The organism is Luteibacter sp. (assembly GCF_035539195.1).
Taxonomy (GTDB): domain Bacteria; phylum Pseudomonadota; class Gammaproteobacteria; order Xanthomonadales; family Rhodanobacteraceae; genus Luteibacter.
In genome coordinates this window covers 19,828-38,725 of sequence record NZ_DATLIW010000040.1, presented here as the reverse complement: position 1 = coordinate 38,725, position 18,898 = coordinate 19,828, and the positions used below count along the sequence as shown (strand labels likewise).

The following is an 18,898-nucleotide window of genomic DNA, read 5'->3' as shown; positions in this document are numbered from 1 at the left end:
CGTTTTTCCTTCATGGTAACGACCTTCCTGGAGCGGATGGGTCTCAATAAACGATCTCGAAAGTCACGAGGCCATCTGCCTCGATCGCTTCGTTCAACGAGAGCAGATGCCTGGGAGCGAGGTAGACCTTGGCATCGAGGGTGATGTGCAACGCCGTCAGCGGGCTGGGACCGGCCGCGGCATCGCCGGTGCCGGCATAACCCAGGCGTTCCGTGCCCGTGGGCACGGCCACGATGGGGTCGCGGGCTTGCGACCACGTCCTGCCGCCATCCACCGAGCGGGTGGCATGCAGTTCACCTCGATCCGATGTCGCTCTCGCGCCCCAATGGAGTACGTAAGCGCCGATGTTCTCGCCGGCAGGCGTCTGCCCCAATCCCATCCATGATGCGTCGGTGTAGCGCAGCCCGAGTCCCGTGGGGACGACCGCCGTCCCCGCTCGCTCGTCGCGCATAAGGCGCAGGGCGAATGGCATGGGAGCATCGCACGTGACCTGCAGCTCGCCATTTTGCGTCGAAGGAAGCGGCGTCGAAGCACCGCCTGGATCGAGATCCGTCGAACGGATCCGTCCGAAGGAGAGGTGCCGTGTCACCTCCACCTGGCAACGTCCCGCGAGCACATCGGCCTGCAGCGAAAGCTCGCGCGTGACCCTCGCCCCCACCGCGTCGATCTCACCGAGGATCGTCCAGCGCGTCGCATCGCGCACGCTCATTGCCTGCGCCTTGACGGTCGCATCGATATCCACCTGCGCGATGAACACGCGCCCGGTGGCGACCCGCCCGGCCTTGACCGGTGCGATGCCCTGGTCGGGCTGCCACGGAAGCGACGACGCCACGCGAATAGGGATATCGCCTTGCCTTTCCAGTTGTCCAAGATCGACGGCCTCGCCGTCGAGTACGCCACCGCGCAAGCGCAGCCCGAACCGACCCTGGCCTGTGAAACGAAATGCCTTCGTGTCGGCGGGCTGCGCACGAAAGAAGACCGTCATATCCTGCGGCTCCGGGCAACGGACCGACAGGGTGATCGAGCGCGCCGGCAAGACCAGATCGCCGCTTGCGTCCACGGCCATCGTCGCGCGACTGAGCCGACCGTAGTCGACCTGTGGCGCGCTCGATGTCACCTCGCAGTGCGTCACTTGCGCGCCAGCCTCGGCCGCAAAGGCAAGCACCGCCAGGAAGAACCATTTCACCCTGGCATTCATGGGCCGGACCTCTCGACGGCATGACATACCGCGACCGCCGATTCGAAGTAGGCACCGGCATCGGCAGTCGCGCCCAGAGCGTAGTCCAGCTCGCAGCGCGGAAGGTCGGGGATGTTCACCCACAGTCGCGGCGTCGCCAATGCGTTCGGCACGAAGACCTGACCATCGCCCTGAACCAGGCTGACCAACTCACCGTGTTCGTCCGTGACGGTGGCGCCGACCGGCAAGGCCCGTCCATCGACCGACCGGGCAGTGAGCAGGAGACGACGCGTTTTCACCACGCCGAAGCGCAGCGAGGCCACGGCACCACGCCCCGCCTCGACGATGGCGGCACCGTTCTGGATATCGACATGCCGTGGCAGGGAGTCGGTCGCGACTTCGATACTGCTCTTGCCGAAGGGGCTGAGCTGCGGCAGCACGGCGTAACCGCGCGCGTCCGTCCATACGGGGCCACCGGGGGTCGACACCCGGACACCGGCGGCATCGCCTACCGAGAGCACGCCGAAGGTGTCACGCACGGCGTACGGCGAGGCGGTCAGGCCGTGCGTATGCAAGACAAGGGCGCCACGAAGGCCAAGGGTAGTGGTGCTGCCTTCCGGATTTCGCGTGTAGCCCGTGTCCAGCTGCAAATAGCGCGGCAGTAAGGACAGGCCGGCCGTCAGGCTTCGCCTTCGGTCGCCGGGCCGGTATTCCATGCCTGCGCGATACGACGCGTACTCGTTGATCTGCTCCGACAGGTTGGCCCCATAGCGGGTCTCGGCGCCGTACCGGCGCATCGAGGTAGTCAGCCGACGCTGCTCGCCAAGCGGAACGCTGACGGTCAGGAAGACGCTGTTGTCACGGGCCCGGCGCCCGCCGTTGAGATTCCATTCCGCCGAAAGCGACAGCGAAGCGCGGCCGACGCGCGTCCCCCACGACGCCAGGGCGCGACGCGCCCCACGGCCGTCGAAGAGGATCGTGCGCGAGTATCCCGTACTGAGGTTACCGAGCCCCGGGTGCGACCAGGACAGCGTCGCTGTGGACTGGTCCCGATAGCGCGAACGACCAAGGCTCGCTTGCGTGACACGCGTCGTGTCGAGAAGGTCGCGGTAGCCCCGATCCTGGCGGGTATGGGAAAGACCGAACGACCAGCGATCGGTCAGGCGCTGCGACAGGGCCAGCATGGCCTGCGTGCCCGAAGCGTCCACGCGCGGCGCATCGGATCCGGCGAGATTGACTTGCAGTTGCATCGTCGATCCCACCTGCACACCGAGGCCGAGCCCGATCGCACGGTAGTTCGAAGCCGCCATGAGCCCGCCACTCAGCGACACGCCACGACCGACCGGCCCGCTCCATCCGCCACTGGCGACCCACGGCGCACGGTCGGCACCGGTGTTGCGCACCTTCCCCACCGCGAACGAGTAGCCTGCCGACGGCGCGATGGTGCCCGCCAGTGCGGCGGCGACCACGAAGTGCTGGGAGCCGCCGTCGATGCCGACGACCGTCACATCGAGGTCGGCGTAACGATTGATGCGCGGAATGTCGGCCAGCTTGAAGGGGCCCGCCGGCACGATGGTCGAGTAAACCAGCACGCCGTCCTGGCGAACTTCCACGCGCGCCTCGCCCTGCGCAACGCCCTCGACGATGGCGCCGCCGCCCTGGGTCGGAAGCGCCTGTTCGCTCATGACCTGGGCACCGGCGATCTGTGCCCCGGACAGGACAGGACTCACCAGGTTGATCTCGCCCACTTGCAGCACCGATCGGCGCTCGGGAAATGCGCGCTGGGCATACGTGTCCAACATCTGGATACGATGCCGGCCATCGCTGGAGGTGGAGACCTGGTGGCTGCGAAACACCCAGTCGCCCGCATTGAATCCGGCCTCGGTATTGGCCGACCAGTAGCGGCTGGTACGCGAGCCCCATCGACTGTCCAAGCCGGTGATCTCGTAGTTGAGAAGTCCGGCGGCACCGCCGTGCTCGTAGCCGGACACATCCTGCGTCGGCACGCGCAACGCATCGGTCGGGACCAGCAGGGAAACGGCGGCTTTGCCGGGATCGATCTCGACTTTCGCCGTGGGATAGACCGCGACCAGGTTCACGCACGAAGCCTCCTGCGATTCGCCCGTCGCGGGATCGTTCGTCCGGATCGGCGTCAGCTCCGCCGCGTCCAGCAGTGCCTGGTCGATGCACAACGCGCCCTTCGGGTTGAAGCGTGCGCTGGTCTGTCCCATGGGTTTGCCGTTGACGGCAAGCGAGACCACGTGATGCCCGGCTGTGAAGCGCGGCGCCTCGCGAAAGTACTCGGCCAGCTTCGGATCGATGCCTCTCAGCTTCAGCATGCTCTGATCGAACTCGACGTCGCCGTCCCGTACGAGGTTCTCGTCGGGACGCATGGCATAGGCGTCGGTGATATCCGTCGCATACGCCAGCGGCAGCAACGCCAGACGCAGATGGGCACCGCTCATCGCGTCGCAGCGGAACTTAGCGGTGCGTCGTAAGCATCGACCGCGAAGCCGTAGACGGTGGCTGGATAGAGCCGTACCGCCGTCGCCGTCCCGGCGGCTTCGGGAAGGGGTAGCGCATGGCGGGCTCCCGGCAGCACGTATGCGGCGGGAACGCGGACCGACGCCATCGTGGGTAGCAGATGAACCTCCTGCCCCATGCGCACGACATAAGGCGTATCGTTGCGCACCACCAGTTGGCCCTGGTCGATCGACCAGGTGAGGCCCTTCCAAGGCTCCCGGTTCGGCGCCAGTCCCTTCGGGTGCAGGATGACCGGCAGGTTCTGCCGGATGTTCACGGCAACCGTTGCGCGACCCGGCTCCAGCTTGCTCTTCGGCTGCAGCCCTTCGAACACCACGCGTTTCAGCCGCTGAGTCTTCAATGGCTCGACGTTACGCAGGATGAAACGGACCAGCTGGTTCTGCCCCGGCTCGACGCGCGAGACCGGCGGCGTGACGAACAGCAAGGGCTCGGTATCTTCGGGGATGTCCTGCAAGGTGACATGCAGGAGCGAGGGTCGCGGATCGCTATTCCTGACATTGATCGAAGCCTCGCCCTTTTCCTCGTAGACGATGACCACCGACGTCTCCGGCAGCATGCCGTCGGCCAGCGCGGGCATGGCCATGCCCGCGCCAAGCAGTGGCACGGTGAACAGGAGGCGTATCGCGTGCTTGCGCGAGGTACCGATCCTCTTCACGTCAGTAAAAGATCTCGATCGTGGCACGACCGGAAATAGCGACGTCCTCGTTGACGATAGGGTCTTTGGCCAACACCGCTTCGATCTTCAACGGCACGGTCAACGTCGCCAGGTCTGCCGGCTCGGTGGCCGAGGCATCGGCCGCGAACGCAAAGGCCTCGCCATCGTGATCGAACGGGACGAGGCCGCTCACAGGTGTGCCCCACGCCTGGCCTGCGCCGCTATCGGTGGACTTCAGAACGAACTTGCTGGACGCCATGCTTTGCGCATCGATGCTCAACTTGAAATAGCCGTTGGGCTTGTTGAGATTGCCCTGCTCGTTACGACCGAGGCTGTAGTGGGAATCCCCGGCGGTCGACGTACCCTCGGCCAGCGAATCGGTCGCCTTCAGACGAAATTTTGCCGGAGCGCCCTGGCAGTCGATCAGCAGCGATGCGGTCTTTGCGCCGAGCGCGAGATCCTGACCGGGCGTGAAGTCGCCCAGTTTTACGGGGTCCAGCTGCACGTCCGGGGCACCGCCCAACGACACGCTGCACGATGCCGGGGTAATGGTGCCCGTGACCTGGAGCGTCGCCGTATCGGCCGCGATCGCGGCCAGTGGTGTCAGCAACGCCAGACTGATGCCGGAAAGCAAAGCGATATGTCGCATCTGACCCTTCTCCTGAAAAGTGGTCAGAAAGCATATCGGCCGTGCCGGGCCGCCCATATAGGATCACTCCTATTTCGGACGGCCAATCCTCCCTCGCACGATCTACCAGACTTTGTAGACCTGGCCGGTCTGCCGACCTTCGACCGAACGCGAGAAGGCCAGGGCGGCGCGCGTCGCGCTCACCGGCTCGAAACCGCGGAAGTACGGCGCATACGCGTGCATTGCCTCGGTCAGCACCGTCGGGCTGACGACGTTGATGCGGATGCCACGCGGCAATTCGATCGCCGCCGCACGCACGAAGGCCTCGACAGCGCCGTTGACCGTGCTGGCCACCGCCCCGGACAGGATCGGCTGCTCGGTGAGGATGCCGGTGATCAGGGTGAAAGAGCCGCCGTCACGAAGGTGCGGCGTACCGGCGTTGACCAGGCGTATCTGGCCGAGCAGTTTGTCCTGCAACCCCTCGAGGTAGTTCGCTTCGGTCAACTCGCCCAGGGGGGCGAAGGGCACCTTGCCAGCGGCGGAGATGACCGCGTCCACCGGCCCTACCTGGCGAAACATGGCCTCGACGCTCGCCGCGTCGCGCAGATCCACGCGGACGTCGGCGCCTGTGCGGCTCGCCCCGACGATCTCGTGCCGCGCGCCCAGTTCCGCCGCGACCGCCTTGCCCAGGGTGCCGTTGGCACCCACGATCAGAACCTTCATGTTCGCCTCCTTGGTGATTGATAACAGGAAAGAGTACGCTCGGCCGTATGAACCGTCGCGCCGCCCTGTCGCTGCCGCCGCCCATGGCCGATACCTCGGCGCTCGGTCGCGAGCAGGATGTCCTGGGCCTCTCGGACGAACCCTCGATCCACTACCTCGACCACGGTTCGCGCAGTCGGCTGATCCGCTGGCATTACCACCCCGCGTACGAGCTGCATCTGATCGTCGCGACCGAGGGCACGGCCTATGTGGGCGACTACGAAGGACGTTTCGCGCCCTATACGCTCATGCTGACCGGACCCAACGTGCCGCACAACTGGGTGACCGACTCCCGCTGGGAGCCGGCAGCCCTGCGCGATCGCGTGATCCTGTTTTCCGAAGCCTTCGTCCGCCGCTGCATCGAGTTCTTCCCGCTTGCACGGCACGTGAAGTCGCTGTTGCTGGAAGAAGCACGCTACGGCATCGAGTTCGCACCGGACCTCGGCCGGCAGTTGGAACCGTACTTCCGCCGTGTTGCCGAGAATCCGGGCCTGCGTCGCGTGGCGAGCTTCTTCGAGATGATCGAAGCGCTGGCGGAAGACTCGACGCGCCGGCCGCTCAGCAGTCGCCCTTTCCAGGCCTCGGCCGATCCCAGCCAGTCGATGAAACTGCATCGCGCGGTGACCTTCATCGACCGACATCACGCTGGCGATGTGTCACTGAAGACCGTGTCCGATCGTCTTGGCATGTCCGAAACCGCGTTCTCGCGTTTCTTCCACCAGCACACCGGTTACCGCTTCATCGACTACGTGAACCAGACACGCGTGCAACGCGCGTGCGAGAAGCTCGTCGGTTCGCCAGGGTCCATCACGGACATCTGCTACGAGGTGGGCTTCAGCAATCTGTCGAACTTCAATCGCCGCTTTCTTGCCCTTACCGGGATGACGCCGCGCGAATATCGGATGCGGCACCGGCAACCCGCCGCCGACCTGTGATGTCGCGCCGCGTCACGCGGCGCACGAGCGCACACGCTTAGTCCGGCGTTTATACGTACTTTGTTGCCTGGCGCAACATGTGCTGCACAGCAGCATTAACGGCCGCATGGCCGGCGTTTCTTGGGCCGAAGCGCGGCTCATTCTGCAAAAAAGTACGCATCTTCACTGGAAACGACCAGACCCGTATTGGTGGTCGCGGTGCCCTTGAATCTATAAACGTTCATCCATTCGGTTCGCCGTAAAGGGAGGCATGATGAGCGATGACCGGAACGGCCTTGGAAGAGGTATCGCCTCCGTGCTGTTCGCGACGTTGTTGGGAACGGCCGGCGCGGCATACGCCGATACCACGCTCACCATCGGCACGGTGAACAACGCGGACATGGTGCGCATGCAGGCACTGTCGTCCGAGTACGAGAAGAGCCATCCAGGCGTGCATCTGAACTGGGTAGTGCTTGAAGAGAACACCTTGCGGCAGCGCCTGACCACGGACATCGCCACGCACGGCGGCCAGTTCGATGTCGTCACCATCGGCGCTTACGAGGCGCCCCTATGGGGCGCCCAGAAGTGGCTCAAGCCACTGGACAACCTGCCAGCCGACTACGACACCGACGACATCTTCAAGAACGTGCGCGAACAGCTGACCGTGGATAACCACCTCTATGCCGTTCCGTTCTATGCCGAAGCGAGCATCACCTACTTCCGCACGGACCTGTTCGCCAGGGCGAACCTGACCATGCCCGCCGAACCGACCTGGGACCAGATCCGCGGCTTCGCGCAGAAGCTCCACGATCCCGATCACGGTGTCTACGGCATCTGCCTTCGCGGCAAGGCCGGCTGGGGCGAGAACATGGCCCTGCTCGGCACGGTCGTCAACAGCTACGGCGGGCGTTGGTTCGACGAGCAGTGGCATCCGCAGATCGATACGCCGGAGTGGCACAAGGCGGTGAGCTTCTACGTGGACCTGTTGAAGAACAACGGTCCGCCTGGCCCCTCCGACAACGGCTTCAACGAGAACCTCGCCCTGTTCGCCTCGGGCAAGTGCGCCATGTGGGTGGATGCGAGCGTCGGCGGCGGCACGGTTACCGATCCGAAGGAAAGCAAGGTCGTCGGCAACGTGGGCTTCGCCCGCTCGCCGCATGAAGTGACCGACCGCGGCTCGTCGTGGCTATGGGTCTGGTCGCTGGCCATCCCGGACAGCACCAGGCAACCGGATGCGGCGCGCGCGTTCATCCTCTGGGCCACCTCCAAGCCCTACCTGAAGATGGTCGCCGACAAATACGGCGCGCAGGCCACGCCACCGGGCACACGGGAGTCGACCTATGCCAATCCCGCCTACATGAGCGCGGCCCCCTTCGCCAAGGTGACCTACGACTCGCTCAAGGCGGTCGATCCCGCGCATCCGACGCTGAAACCGGTGCCGTACAAGGGTATCCAGATCGTCTCGATCCCCGAATTCCAGGCAGTCGCCACCCTGGTCGGCCGCGAGATCGCCGGCGCGCTGGCGGGACGCGGCAACGTGGACGCCTTGCTGCATACCGCCAACGCCGCCGTCAGCCGCACGATGAAACGTGCGGGCTATTACGACCAGAAACCGGTCATCGCCAAGGAGCCGCCGAAATGAGCGCGCGTATCCGTAAACGCCCGGAGCGGCTGCTCGCCCAGCCCGCGATCGTCATGCTGCTGGTATGGATGATCGTCCCGCTGGCGATGACGCTGTACTTCTCCACGCAGTACTACAACCTGCTGTATCCCGGTAAGTCGGCCTTCGTCGGGCTGGAGAACTTCGCCTATTTCTTCACCTACCCCAGCTTCTGGACCTCGGTCCTCAACACCATCGTCCTCGTCGGCAGTGTGCTCGTGGTCACGGTGGTGGGCGGCGTGCTGATCAGCGTGCTGGTGGACGAGACCTTCCCCGGCCAGGGCATCGTGCGGATGCTACTCATTTCGCCGTTCTTCATTATGCCGACCGTCGCCGCGCTGGTATGGAAGAACCTGCTGATGAATCCCGTCTCGGGCTTTCTCGCCTGGGTATGGAAGCTGTTCGGCGCGACACCGGTGAACTGGTTCGCCGACTGGCCGCTGTTTTCCATCATCACCGTGGTGTCGTGGGAGTGGTTGCCCTTCGCCATCCTCATCTTCGTCACCGCGCTGCAGTCGCTGGACCGTGAACAGATGGAAGCGGCACGCATGGATGGCGCACGCGGCTTCGCGATCTTCCGCTACCTGACCCTGCCGCATCTCGCACGGCCCATCGCGGTGGTGGTGATGGTCGAGGCGATCTTCCTGCTCAACATCTTCGCCGAGATCTTCGTCACGACGAACGGTGGCCCGGGCGACGCGACGACGAACGTGCCGTATCTGGTCTACACCCAGGCGCTGCTCGAGTTCGACGTGGGCGCGGCTTCGGCCGGTGGCCTTGTGGCCGTGGTGCTTGCCAACATCATGGCGGTGTTCCTCATCCGCCTGATCGGCAAGTCGCTGACCGAGAAAACGTGAGGAGAATCGACATGGCCAAGCGCAAGCACAATCAGACCGCCCGCACGATCCGCATCGTCGCCTCATGGATCGTCGCGCTCATCGTCTTCTTCCCGATTCTCTGGATGCTGCTGACCAGCTTCAAGTCGGAGCTCGATGCCTTCAGTATGCCGCCGCATTTCTTCTTCGCGCCAACGCTGGAGAACTACGAGCAGATCCTCGCGCGCGCCAACTACCTGCACTACGCGTGGAACTCCATCGTCACCGCGGGTGGCGCGACCATCCTCGGCATGATCGTCGCCGTCCCGGCGGCTTATGCCTTCGCCTACCACCCCACATTGAAGACGAAGAACATCCTGCTGTGGATGCTTTCGACCAAGATGCTGCCAAGCGTCGGCGTGCTGGTGCCGATCTACCTTATCTGCCGCAACCTGGACATGCTCGATTCGAAGACGGCGCTGATCATCATCTTCGCGCTGATCAACCTGCCGATCATGGTCTGGATGATCTACACCTACTTCCGCGACATCCCCTACGACATCCTCGAAGCGGCACGCATGGACGGTGCCGACACCGCCCAGACGATGTTCCGCGTACTGATTCCGGTCAGCCGTGGCGGCCTTGCCTCGACCGCCTTGCTCTGCCTGATCCTGTCGTGGAACGAGGCCTTCTGGTCGCTCAACCTCACCACCGCCAGCGCTGCGCCCCTGACCGCGCTGGTCGCCTCGTTCTCCAGTCCCGAGGGGCTGTTCTGGGCGAAGTTGTCCGCCGTATCGACCCTGGCCTGTGCACCGATCCTGGTGCTCGGCTGGCTGTCGCAGCGCCAGCTCGTCCGCGGCCTCACCTTCGGCGCAGTCAAATAGGAGTCACTCATGTCTCGTCTGGAAATCCGTTCGCTGCGCAAGTCGTTCGAGGGTGTCGAGGTCATCAAGGGCATCGACCTGGTCGTCGAGGACCGCGAGTTCTGCGTCTTCCTGGGGCCGTCCGGTTGCGGCAAGTCGACCACGCTGCGCCTGATCGCCGGCCTCGAAGATGCCGACGATGGGCAGATTCTTCTCGACAAGGACGACATCACCGATCGCGCGGTCGACAAACGCGACCTGGCCATGGTGTTCCAGAGCTACGCGCTGTATCCGCACATGACCGTGCGCGAGAACATGTCGTTCGCGCTACGACTGTCGAAGATGGACCCGCGTGCCATCGACGAGAAGGTCGGCCGGGCGACCAGGATCCTCGCGCTGGAGCCGTATCTTGACCGCAAGCCCTCGGCGCTTTCCGGCGGCCAGCGCCAGCGCGTCGCGATCGGTCGTGCGATCACCCGTGAGCCGCGTGTGTTCCTGTTCGACGAGCCCTTGTCCAACCTCGATGCCGCGCTGCGCGCGGCGACGCGGCTGGAGATCGCCCGCCTGCACCAGGAACTCAACGCGACGATGATCTACGTCACACACGACCAGGTCGAGGCGATGACCCTGGCCGATCGCATCGCCATCTTCAACGAGGGTCGTATCGAGCAGATCGGTAAGCCGATGGCGCTTTACCACCGTCCGGTGAACACGTTCGTGGCCGGCTTCCTCGGCATGCCGCAGATGAACTTCTTCGATGCCACGGTCGAGGGCGGCAGCGTGCGCCTTGGCAATGGCAACAGCGTGAGCGTTCCCGGTGCCGGGCCATTGAGCGGCAAGGTCACCATCGGCATCCGGCCCGAGCATCTTCGCGTCTGCGATGGCGATGGCACCGGCGAAACGGTGAGCGGCAAGCTCTCGGTGGTCGAGCGCCTGGGCAGCGAGACCTACGCCTACGTGGACGTACCGCAGGTCGGGTCGATCACCGTGCGCGCCGAAGGCGACTTCGAGCGTCGGGCCGGCCGTGACATCTGCATTCGCCTCGATCTGACGCACGCCCACGTCTTCGACGCGTCCGGCGCCGCCATCCATCATCCTTGAGACCGCCTCATGCCCGTCCCCCTCGACAGCACCACGCTCGGCCGCCTTCCCCAGGGCGTCGATGCGCCACCCTTCGATCGCTCGAAGGTCACAGCCGGCATCGCACACATCGGTGTCGGCGCCTTCCACCGTGCGCACCTGGCCATCTACACCGATCACGTCCTGGCCGATGCCGACATGCATGCGTGGGGCATCCTCGGCATCAATCTTCTGGACCATGATCGGCCGCTGGCCGACGCCTTGAGCGCGCAAGACGGCCTGTACTCGGTCAGCGAGTTCGACCCGCGCGGCGTGCGACATACGCATGTCGTCGGCGCTATGGTCGAGTATCGGTTTGCGCCGAGCGATCCTGGTGCCGTCCTCGAGCGGCTTGCGGATCCCGCCATCCGCATCGTCTCGCTGACGATCACCGAAGGCGGCTACCTCATCGACGAACACGGCGCGTTCCGCCTCGACGACGAAACGGTCGCCCACGACCTGATGCATCCCGGCGCGCCCAGGGGCGTGTTCGGCTTCATCGTCGGCGCGCTCGAGGCGCGTCGCCAGGCCGGCGTTGCGCCGTTCACCGTGATGTCCTGCGACAATCTCCGCCACAATGGCGCGCAGGCGAAGAAGGCGGTGCTCGCGTTCGCCAACGCGCGTTCGAAGGATCTCGCGGACTGGATCGACAAGGAAGTGGACTTCCCCAACGGCATGGTCGATCGCATCACCCCCGCGACCACGCCGGAAGTGCGAGATCAGCTCAATGCCGCGACCGGCCTCGACGACAAGGCGCCGGTCGTCTGCGAAGACTTCATCCAATGGGTGCTCGAAGACAGGTTCCGCCGGGGCCGGCCGGCCTGGGAGCGTCACGGCGTGCAGATCGTCGACGATGTATCGCCCTACGAGGATGCCAAGATCCGCCTGCTCAACGGCTCGCACCAGATGTTGTCCTACCCGGCCTTCCTGTCCGGACATCGGCAGGTCGACGTCGCGGTGAGGGACCCGCTGTTCAACCGTTACCTCACCGACTTCCTCGACGAGGACGCTGGCATCTGGCTGACGTCGCTACCGGGCATGGACCTCGAGCCGTACAAGAAGAAGCTGCTCGACCGATTCAGCAATGCGTCCATCGCCGACCAGCTCGATCGCCTCTGCCTGGACGGCGGCTCGAAGATCCCAGGCTTTCTCGGCCCGACGATCACGGCCTGCCTGGAGCACGGCAGGGACGCCCGCCGCCTCGCCTTCCTGCTCGCCGCCTTCGATCGCTACGTCCGCGTAGGCAGGGACGATAACGGCGAGTCCTACCCACTGCGCGAACCGAATGCGATGCGACGGGTGCAGCCGATGATCGACAGCGGATCGAAAGACACGTTGATCGAAAGCGTGGAACTGGTCGGCCCCCTTCCCGCGAAAGACAAACGGTTCCGCAAGCAGTACGACCGTTACGTAACGTCCCTGCAAGAGAAGGGTGTACGCGCGACGCTGGAGAACCTCGACGCTCTCGTCGACTAAAGGGTAACGGTATCGTCTCGGGCACTTCACTCCCGCGAACCTACGTTGGATGCCTTCCCGTCCTCGAGTGGAGTCCGCGCCGATGCCTTACAACCCGAGCAACCCGCAACCGCCCTTCGCCGAGCCGGGCAAGAACCGCCCCGATAGCGAGATCCGCAAGCCCGGCAGCTACAAGCCCGAGCACGACGCGGACCCCGAGCCGCCCGAGGATGAAGACGATCCGATCGAGCCGCTCAAGCGTTGATGGTCTTTCCAGGGCGCCGAAAGGCGCCCTTCTTCGCAAGGTAACGCTTAAGCGTCGTCGCGGTGTTCCCACGCGTACTCGACCATCCGCCGCGGGCGGAATGTGAGTACAAGCCGGTGCTCGCCAGAAGGCAAGAACTTGCTGGCGACCTGCGAGGTGACTGCCGCACCGGCTAGACTTCGCTTATGACTCCTGCTCCCAAGAAGCCCCAACCGCGGCGCACGGCGGCCCCGTCCGCACGCAAGGTCGCCCCGCCGAAACCGGTCGCCCGACCCGCCGATGCGTCGACGACGGCCGAGCGCTTCCTCGCCTTCCTTCTCAAGGGGCTGCCTCCCGGGCGGCGAGAGAAGATCCACGGCTATCTCGTGCTCACCCGCATGGACCGTCCGATCGGTGCCCTGCTCCTGCTGTGGCCGACCTGGTGGGCGCTGTGGCTGGCGGCGAAGGACTTCCCGCCGATCGGCAGCCTGATCATCTTCACCCTCGGCGTCTTCGCCATGCGCTCGGCCGGTTGCGCGATCAACGATTACGCCGACCGCAAGCTGGACCCGCAGGTGGCCCGCACGGCGGGGCGGCCGATCGCCAGTGGGCGCGTCACGCCGCGCGAGGCCTTGTACGTGTTCGCCGGATTGCTGGTCTTCTCGTTCCTGCTGGTGCTGCTGACCAATCGGCTGACCATCCTGCTCTCGTTCGGCGGCGCGGCGCTGGCGGCGATCTATCCCTTCTGCAAGCGCTACACCAACCTGCCCCAGGTGGTGCTCGGCGCCGCGTTCGGCTGGTCCATTCCGATGGCCTTCGCCGCGGTGACCGACAGCGTGCCGCCGGTGGCGTGGCTGCTCTTCATCGGCAACATCCTGTGGTCGGTGATTTACGACACCGAGTACGCCATGGTCGACCGCGAGGAAGACATCAAGGCCGGCGCGAAATCCACCGCCATCCTGTTCGCCGATGCGGATCTGGTCATCATCGGCATCCTGATGGGCACATTCCTGCTCACGATGCTGCTGGTCGGCACGCGCTCCGCCCTGGGCTGGCCGTACTGGCTCGGCCTCGCCGCCACGGCGGTGCTGTTCGCCTACCAGCAATGGCTGATGCGCGACCGTGCGCGCGATGCCTGCCTGCAGGCCTTCCGTCACAACAACTGGGTCGGCCTGGCCCTGTGGCTGGGCATCGTCATCGCACTGGCTCTGTGACCGTCATCACGCCACAGGATTTCCGTGGCGATTTATCACGATTGAAACCGCACGGTCATGCGGGTTGAGTCGATCCGTCATGGCTGACGCATAAGTTCCTACGGGTTGTGTTGCCCCTCCCCGGAGCTTTGCCCCATGTTGCATACCAAGCCACTCTGCCGTGCCCTGCGCACGGCGATAGCCACCGCTTTGCTCGTCGCCTCCGCGACGGCGGCCCGGGCCGACGACACCCCGCCGCAGAAGAAGACCACCGACCTGGATAACGTCGTGGTCACCGCCCGCTCCGGCGTCGAGACCCGCACCAAGGCGGAAACCAGCTACTCCATCACCACGATCGACGAAGACCGCCTGCGCATGCAGGCCCCGACCAGCGTCACCGAGGCGGTGAAATCCGTCCCGGGCTTCTGGGTGGAGTCCTCCGGCGGTGAAGCCTCGGGCAACATCCGTGCACGCGGCATCCCGGTCGACGGCTACGGCTCGGTCACCCTGCTCGAAGATGGTATCCCCGTGCAGCACGATCCGGCCCTGGGTTACCTCAATGCCGACCAGGCGTTCCGCCTCGACGAAACCATCGAGCGCGTCGAAGTCGTCCGTGGGGGTCCGTCGTCGATCTTCTATTCGAACGCGCCCGCCGGCGCGATCAACTTCATTCCCCGCCAGGCCGGCGATACGCCCGAAGGCCTGATCAAGTACACCGTGGGCAACTACGCGTTGAACCGACTGGACTTCTGGTACGGCACGCCCGTCGGTGGCGGCTGGAAACTCGGTGTCGGCGGCTTCTGGCGCGTGGACGACGGCCAGCGCAATCCCGGCTACAGGGCCAACGACGGTGGTCAGCTGCGAGCCACGCTGTCGAAGAAACTCGAGAACGGCGACATCAGCTTCGATGTGAAGCACCTGGACGACAAGGTCGCGCTGTACCTGGGCATTCCGATGCGGACCAACGCCAGCGGCGACATCCGTGCCGTGCCGGGTTTCAACGGCAACGACGGCACGCTGGCCGGCCCGGAGACCGAGCATCTGCAGATGCGCGAGGGCGACGGCAGCCTCTACAACTTCGACAACCGTGAAGGCACGCACGTCAAGCGTACCCAGGTGTCCTTCAAGTTCAACCACGACCTTGGCGACGACTGGAAGCTGGCCGAGTCCATGCGTTACAACACGACGGACACGCAGCGTAACGGCGTGTTCCCCAATGCCCTGCAGAGCGCGGCGTCGTTTCTCGCGCAGGACAGCAAGCGACTTTCCGCCATCCCCGGCGCCACCGCGCTGCAGTTCCGTTACGTGGACAACCCGGCGCAGGTGTACGACACCGCGAACCAGAACGGCAATGGCCTGGTACTCACCGACGGGCTGCGCGGCGTGACCATGCCGGTGAACGAGTTCATCAACGACACGCGCGTGCTTCGTCAGTTCGAGTTTGGCGAACAGACGCACGACGTCACCTTCGGCTACTACCACGCGAACTTCCAGCAGGACTTCGATCGCTATTCCTCCACCGTCCTGACCGACGTGCGCGACAATGCGCGCCTGATCGATCTGGTCGGCGTGGATCCGAACGGCAACGTCGTCGGCTCGCTGACCGACCATGGCGTCTACCGCTACGGCTACGAATGGGAACATGCCAGCGGCAAGTCCGACACCAACGCGGCCTATGTCTCGGACGAGTGGACCATCACGCCGGAACTTCGCATCGACGGTGGCCTGCGCTACGAGCGGGTCAATGTGCAGGGCTACACCGAAGGAAAGCAGACCGTCGACCTGGGTGGCTCGCCGGCGGCGGCCACCGTGCTCACCGGCAACGGCCAGTTCGCCCACTACGACCAGACCTTCTCCAAGACCGGCTGGACGCTCGGCGCCAACTGGCAGTTTTCGCCACGACAGGGCCTGTTCGCACGCTGGACGTCCGCTTTCCGCCTGCCCAACCTGAGCACCTACATCACCAGCCCGGCGGCCACGCCGCTGCTGCAGACGATGGACCTGGCCGAGACCGGCTGGAAGTACAGCGACCGGTTCATGGACCTGTACGCCACGGCGTTCTACACGAAGTACGACAACGTCGGCTTCACCAACAATGTCTTCGATCGTAACGGCAATACGTCCACGCCACAGACCGGCTTCGCCAGCACCAAGACCTACGGCCTCGAGCTCGAAGGCACGCTATACCCGACCAAGTACTTCGACGTGCAGTTCAACGCGACGCTGCAGGATCCGAAGTACAAGGGGCTGTCCTATACCGATAACGTCAACAACGGCCCGGTGCTTCGCGACTACGACGACAACCAGCTGATCCGCGTGCCGAAGGTGAGCTATCGCGTCGTGCCCGGCGTGAACCTGCTGGACGGCCGGCTGCGCCTGCAGATGTCGTACGAGCACGAAGGCAAGCGCTACGTCGATACCGCCAACTCGGTCGTCTTGCCCTCGTACCACGTGGTCGGTGCCAGTGCTCGCTACGACGCCACGCCGGAGCTGTCGTTCTATCTGTATGCCGACAACCTCTTCAACTCGCTGGGGCTGACCGAAGGCAATCCACGGGCCGGCGAACTCGCGAGTTCCGACGCGGGGGCGAACACGTTCATCGCGCGTCCGTTGCTCGGCCGTTCGTTCCGCGCCGCCGTGATGTACCGTTTCTGATGCGCGCTCTCATCGGCATGCTCCTGGTCTGTTTCGCCGCCGTCGCTGCAGCCGAACGGGCGCCCGACCTCACCCTGCGCGGCGCGCTGTCGGGCAAGGACCAGCACACCTATCGCGAAGTGCCGTTCGATGTGCCCAAGGGCACGACGCGGATCACCATCGACGTCGCTTACACCGGCCGCGACGAGAAGACGACGATCGATCTGGGCTTGCTGGGGCCGACCGGCTTCGCGGGGCAGGATGGCTTCCGGGGCTGGAGTGGCGGAAGCAAGCGTCGCTTCACGGTTTCCGCGACGGATGCCACGGCGTCGTTCCTGCCGGGGTCGATCGAGCCCGGCAAGTGGCGCCTGTTGCTGGGCATTCCCAATATCCGCCCCGCTTCGACGGCCACCTATACCGCGCAGGTGTGGCTATCGCGGGACGATGAAGGCTTTGGCCCCGAGCACGGACTATCCGCCGCGCTCAGCCCGGACGCCCGCTGGTATCGTGGCGACCTGCATATGCACACGGCGCATAGCGATGGCGGGTGCCCCAATGCGACAGGCACGAAGAAGGTGCCTTGCCCGCTGTTCCTCACCGTGGCTTCCGCGGCGAAGCGAGGGCTCGACTTCATCGCCATCTCCGAACACAACACCATGTCGCAGGTATCGGAGATGCGCGAGCTTCAGCCCTACTTCGACACGATGCTGATGATTCCCGCGCGGGAAATCACCACCTTCGAAGGTCACGCGAACCTGTTCGGCGTGTCGCGACCACTCGACTTCCGTGTCGGCAGCGCCAGCGTGCCGAACTGGAATGCCTTGCTCGCCGAGGTCGCCAGGGCGCATGGCGTGATCTCGGTCAATCATCCCCGTCGGCCTAACGACGAGACCTGCATGGGTTGCGGGTTCACGCCGCACGACACCGTGGACATGCATGGTTTCCAGGCGATCGAGGCGATCAACGGTGGCGATGTGGAACGTGCCGACAGCGGCATTCCGTTCTGGGAAGCCCAACTCGATGCGGGCCTCCGGATCACGGCCATCGGCGGCAGTGACAGCCACGATGGCAGCGATGCCCCGAGGGATGCCTTTGCCGGACGCATCGGTTCGCCGACGACGGTGGTGCATGCGCGCGAGCTGTCGATGGAGGGCATCCTCGATGGCATTCGTGCCGGGCATGTGTTCGTCGACGCCGAAGGGACGCGTGACCGCTCGCTCGACGTGCAGGCGACCGCCGGGTCGCACGTGGCCGGCATGGGCGATGCGCTTGCCGTGGCCAACGGGCAGTCCATGCGCGTCGTCGTGCACACGGCGGCGCTGGGCGGTCAGCAACTGCGCGTTCTCGACAACGGACAACCGGTCGACCTTGCGGGACGTGACGTGGTACCCGCGAGCGGCGAGTCGGCATTCGACTGGAAGAGCGATGGCAAGCCACACTGGTTACGCGTCGACGTTCGCTCACCCGAGGGCAAGCTTCTGATCCTCGGCAATCCCATCTACATCAATCACTGACGGTCGCCGGGCGACGGCGTACGCGCCAGTGCCCAGATGTCCACCCGCTCGACGCCGACGGCAAGCAGGGCCTTGGTGCACTCGATGAGGGTGGCGCCGGTGGTCATGACATCGTCGACGATGGCGACGTGCTTCTGCGCAGGGACGCGGCGTACGGCGAAGGCGCCGCGCACATTGACGAGGCGGGCCGCCGCGTCGAGTTCCGACTGGGCCTCGGTGCGGCGCGCGCGGTAGAGCATGTCGTGCGCGACAGGGATGCGATAGCGCTTGCCCAGCGGCCTGGCCAACTCCAGTGCCTGGTTGTAGCCGCGCGAGCGCAGGCGGCTCAGGTGCAGCGGAACGGGAAGGAGCAGGTCGGGCATCGACGGTGGCGGGCCCGCGTCCATCCATGCATCCGACAGCACGCGGCCAGCGGCAAGACTGCCGGCGAACTTGAAGCGTGCCTCGAGCGAGTCCAGCGGCCAGCCGTACTCGTAAGGCACCCACAGATCGCCCCACGGACGCGGCGCCGCCTGGCACTTGTGGCATTCCGGAAGCGGCGCGGGTAACGGCACGGCGCAGCGTCCGCAACAGGCGAGGTTGCGTGGCAACGAGGCATGGCAGGCGTGGCAGAGTTCACGCGCCTCGTGGCCCCCGTCGCCGCAGACCAGGCAGCGCGGCGGCAGCAGCCACCGGCCGGCCGCGGCGAACCATCGAGCAAGGCGGGACGCGTCCATGCGTC

16 protein-coding genes are annotated in these 18,898 nt (G+C 65.1%); 10 read left to right on the top strand and 6 right to left on the bottom strand.

Annotated elements, in window-relative coordinates:
* Positions 1–43: 43 nt before the first annotated feature.
* From VM621_RS17435 to VM621_RS17415, 5 genes are read right to left on the bottom strand one after another with little or no spacing between them, the layout of a single operon-like run.
* Positions 44–1,198, bottom strand: coding sequence for a hypothetical protein (locus VM621_RS17435; RefSeq protein ID WP_325470236.1), 1,155 nt, complete (start codon positions 1,196–1,198; stop codon positions 44–46).
* A complete protein-coding gene (locus VM621_RS17430; protein ID WP_325470235.1) occupies positions 1,195–3,642 on the bottom strand; it encodes a fimbria/pilus outer membrane usher protein in 2,448 nt (815 codons plus the stop codon). The genes VM621_RS17435 and VM621_RS17430 overlap by 4 nt, the downstream gene beginning before the upstream one ends.
* On the bottom strand, positions 3,639–4,376 hold the full coding sequence (locus VM621_RS17425; protein ID WP_325470234.1) for a fimbria/pilus chaperone family protein: 738 nt from the start codon (positions 4,374–4,376) through the stop codon (positions 3,639–3,641). The genes VM621_RS17430 and VM621_RS17425 overlap by 4 nt, the downstream gene beginning before the upstream one ends.
* A 1-nt stretch (position 4,377) precedes the next feature.
* Positions 4,378–5,082, bottom strand: a complete 705-nt coding sequence (locus VM621_RS17420) for a DUF1120 domain-containing protein (RefSeq protein ID WP_325470233.1) — start codon at positions 5,080–5,082, stop codon at positions 4,378–4,380.
* A gap of 45 nt (positions 5,083–5,127) precedes the next feature.
* The gene (locus VM621_RS17415) at positions 5,128–5,727 is read right to left on the bottom strand and encodes a short chain dehydrogenase (RefSeq protein WP_325470232.1); all 600 of its coding nucleotides are present in this window, start codon (positions 5,725–5,727) and stop codon (positions 5,128–5,130) included.
* Between the two features lie 47 nt (positions 5,728–5,774).
* Here VM621_RS17415 and VM621_RS17410 point away from each other — a divergent pair, with 47 nt between their 5' ends.
* The 10 genes from VM621_RS17410 (at position 5,775) to VM621_RS17365 (ending at position 18,177) form a co-directional block, all read left to right on the top strand.
* Entirely contained in the window at positions 5,775–6,701 is a 927-nt protein-coding gene (locus VM621_RS17410; RefSeq protein WP_325470231.1) for an AraC family transcriptional regulator, read from the top strand.
* A 253-nt stretch (positions 6,702–6,954) separates the two neighbouring features.
* Positions 6,955–8,322, top strand: coding sequence for a sugar ABC transporter substrate-binding protein (locus VM621_RS17405; protein ID WP_325470230.1), 1,368 nt, complete (start codon positions 6,955–6,957; stop codon positions 8,320–8,322).
* Positions 8,319–9,197, top strand: a complete 879-nt coding sequence (locus VM621_RS17400; RefSeq protein ID WP_325470229.1) for a sugar ABC transporter permease — start codon at positions 8,319–8,321, stop codon at positions 9,195–9,197. The genes VM621_RS17405 and VM621_RS17400 overlap by 4 nt, the downstream gene beginning before the upstream one ends.
* Before the next feature lie 11 nt (positions 9,198–9,208).
* A complete protein-coding gene (locus VM621_RS17395; RefSeq protein WP_325470228.1) occupies positions 9,209–10,039 on the top strand; it encodes a carbohydrate ABC transporter permease in 831 nt (276 codons plus the stop codon).
* A gap of 9 nt (positions 10,040–10,048) precedes the next feature.
* Complete coding sequence (locus VM621_RS17390) at positions 10,049–11,119, top strand: ABC transporter ATP-binding protein (protein WP_325470227.1); 1,071 nt, start codon at positions 10,049–10,051, stop codon at positions 11,117–11,119.
* Positions 11,120–11,128: 9 nt separating this feature from the next.
* Positions 11,129–12,613: a mannitol dehydrogenase family protein gene (locus VM621_RS17385; RefSeq protein ID WP_325470226.1), complete on the top strand. Its 1,485-nt coding sequence runs from the start codon at positions 11,129–11,131 to the stop codon at positions 12,611–12,613.
* Between the two features lie 82 nt (positions 12,614–12,695).
* A complete protein-coding gene (locus VM621_RS17380) occupies positions 12,696–12,857 on the top strand; it encodes a hypothetical protein (RefSeq protein WP_325470225.1) in 162 nt (53 codons plus the stop codon).
* A 185-nt stretch (positions 12,858–13,042) separates the two neighbouring features.
* Entirely contained in the window at positions 13,043–14,050 is a 1,008-nt protein-coding gene (ubiA, locus tag VM621_RS17375; protein WP_325470224.1) for a 4-hydroxybenzoate octaprenyltransferase, read from the top strand.
* Between the two features lie 135 nt (positions 14,051–14,185).
* On the top strand, positions 14,186–16,684 hold the full coding sequence (locus tag VM621_RS17370; RefSeq protein WP_325470223.1) for a TonB-dependent receptor: 2,499 nt from the start codon (positions 14,186–14,188) through the stop codon (positions 16,682–16,684).
* Positions 16,684–18,177, top strand: coding sequence for a CehA/McbA family metallohydrolase (locus tag VM621_RS17365; protein WP_325470222.1), 1,494 nt, complete (start codon positions 16,684–16,686; stop codon positions 18,175–18,177). The genes VM621_RS17370 and VM621_RS17365 overlap by 1 nt, the downstream gene beginning before the upstream one ends.
* On the opposite strand, the gene VM621_RS17360 is transcribed toward VM621_RS17365, so the two are convergent.
* Positions 18,171–18,893 (bottom strand): ComF family protein, encoded by a 723-nt coding sequence (locus tag VM621_RS17360; protein WP_325470221.1) that lies wholly within the window; start codon positions 18,891–18,893, stop codon positions 18,171–18,173. The two genes, VM621_RS17365 and VM621_RS17360, sit on opposite strands and share 7 nt — an antisense overlap.
* Between the last annotated feature and the right edge of the window lie 5 nt (positions 18,894–18,898).

Excerpts from the sequence above, each read along its gene's own strand:
- VM621_RS17435 (WP_325470236.1), bottom strand. The coding sequence starts at position 1,198 with ATGAATGCCAGGGTGAAATGGTTCTTCCTGGCGGTGCTTGCCTTTGCG.
- VM621_RS17430 (WP_325470235.1), bottom strand. The coding sequence starts at position 3,642 with ATGAGCGGTGCCCATCTGCGTCTGGCGTTGCTGCCGCTGGCGTATGCG.
- VM621_RS17420 (WP_325470233.1), bottom strand. The coding sequence starts at position 5,082 with ATGGGCGGCCCGGCACGGCCGATATGCTTTCTGACCACTTTTCAGGAG.
- VM621_RS17415 (WP_325470232.1), bottom strand. The coding sequence starts at position 5,727 with ATGAAGGTTCTGATCGTGGGTGCCAACGGCACCCTGGGCAAGGCGGTC.
- VM621_RS17410 (WP_325470231.1), top strand. The coding sequence starts at position 5,775 with ATGAACCGTCGCGCCGCCCTGTCGCTGCCGCCGCCCATGGCCGATACC.
- VM621_RS17405 (WP_325470230.1), top strand. The coding sequence starts at position 6,955 with ATGAGCGATGACCGGAACGGCCTTGGAAGAGGTATCGCCTCCGTGCTG.
- VM621_RS17400 (WP_325470229.1), top strand. The coding sequence starts at position 8,319 with ATGAGCGCGCGTATCCGTAAACGCCCGGAGCGGCTGCTCGCCCAGCCC.
- VM621_RS17395 (WP_325470228.1), top strand. The coding sequence starts at position 9,209 with ATGGCCAAGCGCAAGCACAATCAGACCGCCCGCACGATCCGCATCGTC.
- VM621_RS17390 (WP_325470227.1), top strand. The coding sequence starts at position 10,049 with ATGTCTCGTCTGGAAATCCGTTCGCTGCGCAAGTCGTTCGAGGGTGTC.
- VM621_RS17385 (WP_325470226.1), top strand. The coding sequence starts at position 11,129 with ATGCCCGTCCCCCTCGACAGCACCACGCTCGGCCGCCTTCCCCAGGGC.
- VM621_RS17380 (WP_325470225.1), top strand. The coding sequence starts at position 12,696 with ATGCCTTACAACCCGAGCAACCCGCAACCGCCCTTCGCCGAGCCGGGC.
- ubiA (WP_325470224.1), top strand. The coding sequence starts at position 13,043 with ATGACTCCTGCTCCCAAGAAGCCCCAACCGCGGCGCACGGCGGCCCCG.
- VM621_RS17370 (WP_325470223.1), top strand. The coding sequence starts at position 14,186 with ATGTTGCATACCAAGCCACTCTGCCGTGCCCTGCGCACGGCGATAGCC.
- VM621_RS17365 (WP_325470222.1), top strand. The coding sequence starts at position 16,684 with ATGCGCGCTCTCATCGGCATGCTCCTGGTCTGTTTCGCCGCCGTCGCT.
- VM621_RS17360 (WP_325470221.1), bottom strand. The coding sequence starts at position 18,893 with ATGGACGCGTCCCGCCTTGCTCGATGGTTCGCCGCGGCCGGCCGGTGG.